At 71.0% G+C, this 2,898-nt stretch carries 2 protein-coding genes; both read left to right on the top strand.

The annotated features are described in order from the left end of the window. Positions 1-435, top strand: a 435-nt coding sequence (locus VIB55_RS17745) for an AIR synthase-related protein (RefSeq protein WP_331878001.1), incomplete at its 5' end; no start/stop codon positions are given. Between the two features lie 997 nt (positions 436-1,432). Next, a complete protein-coding gene (gene purF / locus VIB55_RS17750) occupies positions 1,433-2,824 on the top strand; it encodes an amidophosphoribosyltransferase (protein WP_331878002.1) in 1,392 nt (463 codons plus the stop codon). The last annotated feature ends 74 nt before the right edge of the window (positions 2,825-2,898 follow it).

The raw sequence follows: 2,898 nt of genomic DNA on the forward strand, positions 1-2,898 counted from the left end.
CTGGCCATGATCCGCGCCGGCCACGTGGCGTCCGCCCACGACGCGGCGGAGGGCGGTCTGGCCGTCGCCCTCGTAGAATCCGCCATCGCCGACCCCGCCGCGCCGCTGGGCATCGACGTCGATCTGGACGACGACCTGCCGGTGAACGCGCTGCTCTTCGGCGAGGCGCAGAGCCGCGTGGTGGTCTCCTGCGCGGATGACCAGCTGGACGCGCTGCTGAAGATGGCGGCGGAGCACGGGGTTCCCGCACGGCGGATCGGCACCGTGGGCGCGCCGTTCGGGACCGTGGTGCTCCGCACGCCCGGCGGGTCGATCGAGGCGGCCGCGGCGGAACTGGCGGAGATCTACGAGTCGGCGATCCCGCGGCGGATGGAGGGGAGCGTGGCGGACGTGGAGACGTCGCTGGAGTCGGTGGTGCAGAACGGGATGGAGTAGGCGGCGTGCACCTCCCCCGGCCCCGCCCCGCACAAACTGCGTGCGGAGAGGGGAGACGCCGGGAACGGATCGCACCCACCGCCCGCGTGCACCAGAGCCTGTCATCCTGAGGCCCAGGCTCGCTGAACCGGCCCGCAGCACAGGCTTGGCGGGCCGAAGGATCTAGCCGCGGACGGGTAATCGGCTGGGCGCGGCAGCGGTCAACATAGCCGAGGCCTCGGCTGCCGTGGGGCCCTCACCCCGCCGCGCTGACACGCGTGCGACCCTCTCCCACAAACAGCGTGGGAGAGGGGGTACACTTCGGGGTTTGAAGCGAAGGCAGCCCCGGTGCGGAGGGCCCGGTCCGCTGGGGCGACTGAAGTCGCGGCAACAAAGGCCCGAAGTCCGCCTTCGCGGACTGCACGGGCGAGTCGAGTGCGTGGGGCCGCCCGGAGCGCGATCGAATTCTCCCCTCTCCCGCTTGCGGGAGAGGGGCCGGGGGTGAGGGCAGCCGCGGAATGCGCCGGCCGATTCGAAACGCACCCGAGCCGGCCAGCAGCTTCCGCCCACGCACCGGACGCCGCTGACCGCACCGGGCTGGCTCCCTTCCCCCGCGCAGTTTGCGGGGGAAGGGTTGGGGATGGGGGGCGCCCGAGGCATGCGCCACAGTCAGCGATCCCATGTGAAGTTCTCCCCTCTCCGCACGTAGTTTGTGCGGCGAGGGGCCGGGGGAGGGGCAGGCCCACAGGTCCGTGCCGCTGTCGCGCCCAAGCCGAGAAGTGACGCCCGGCTAGATCCTTCGGCCCGCGTGGTGTGGTGTTCGGGCGGGTGCGGCGCGCCTGGGCCTCAGGATGACAGGCGGCGGCGCAGGCGTCCAATGCCGTGCTGCCCGCCCTGCACCGTCGTTTGTGCGGCGAGGGGGCGCGGGGTGGGGCGCACGTCCGTCGGGGTCGCGTGTACAATGCCGGTTCGGGGCGCAGCCGCTGCCCCGCCGTGTCCAGCAGATCGAGAAAGCCGAATGTGTGGAATCGTCGCGGTCTCCGGGAACCCCGAGGCCGCACAACTCGCTTTCCTGGGCCTGTACTCCCTGCAGCACCGCGGGCAGGAAGCGGCCGGCATCGCGTCGTTCGACAGCGCCACGGGCGAAAGCCACCGCGTCCGCAAGGCCGGCCTGGTGTCCGACGCCATCAAGGAAACCGACATCGCCGAGCTTCCCGGCGACGTGGCGGTGGCCCACATCCGCTACTCCACGGCGGGCGGCGCCGGCCTCAAGAACGCGCAGCCCATCCGCGAGCGCTTCCGCGGCGGCGTGGTCTCGCTCGTCCACAACGGCAACCTCACGAACGCCAACCTGCTGCGCGACCGCCTGTTCGACGAGGGCGCGCTCTTCCAGAGCACCATCGACAGCGAGGTCATCGTTCACCTGATCGCCCGCTCGCGCGCGCCGTCCACCGACGAGCAGATCGTCGACGCGCTCTCGCAGGTGGAGGGCGCGTACTGCGTGCTGATCACCGTGGGCGACACGCTGTACGCCGCGCGCGACCCGTACGGCTACCGGCCGCTGGTGATCGGCGCACTGCCCAGCGGCGGGCTGGCGCTGGCCAGCGAAACCTGCGCGCTCGACATCATGCACGCCCGATACGTGCGCGACGTGGAGCCGGGCGAGCTGGTGCGCATCCGGCACGGCGAGATCGAAAGCATCACGCATCTCCCCAAGTTCGTGGCCGAGCCGCAGCCCTGCGTGTTCGAGCTGGTGTACTTCGCCCGCCCCGACACCCGGCTGTGGGGCTACACGGTAGACCGCGCCCGCCGCGCCTTCGGCCGGCGCCTGGCCGAGGAGCAGCCCGCGGACGGGGACATCGTCATCTCCGTTCCCGACAGCGCCAACTCGGCGGCGGTGGGCTACGCCGAGCGCTCGAACCTGCCCTTCGAACTGGGGCTGATCCGCAACCATTACGTGGGCCGTACCTTCATCACGCCCACGCAGGCCGGGCGCGACTTCAAGGTGCGGATGAAGTTCAGCCCCGTGCGCGAGGTGCTGCAGGGCAAGCGCGTAGTGGTGATCGACGACTCGCTGGTGCGCGGCACCACGTCGCGCGCTCTGGTGAACATGCTGCGCGAGGCAGGCGCGAAGGAAGTGCACCTGCGACTGGCCTCGCCGCCGGTGCGCTGGCCCTGCTTCTACGGCATCGACATGCCCACGCGCGAGGAGCTGATCGCCTCGGACAAGTCCGTCGAGGAAATCCGCGAGTACCTGCACGTCGATTCCCTCGGCTACCTCTCGCCCGAGGGAATGACGGACGCGGTGCGCGAGAATAAGGAGACGTACTGCACCGCCTGCTTCACCGGCGACTACCGCGCCCCGCTGGTGGACGCGCAGGAGGGCTTCGCTATGAGCTCGCACTGCTGACCCTCATCCCCCCCGGCCCCCTTCTCCCGAAGTGCAGGAGAAGGGGGAGAACGGCGAACTCGAGGCAGTCCGCG

It is taken from the genome of Longimicrobium sp. (assembly GCF_036554565.1).
GTDB lineage: Bacteria > Gemmatimonadota > Gemmatimonadetes > Longimicrobiales > Longimicrobiaceae > Longimicrobium.

Bases quoted from the DNA above. Each gene is read 5' to 3' on its own strand.
- purF (WP_331878002.1), top strand. From the start codon at position 1,433: ATGTGTGGAATCGTCGCGGTCTCCGGGAACCCCGAGGCCGCACAACTC.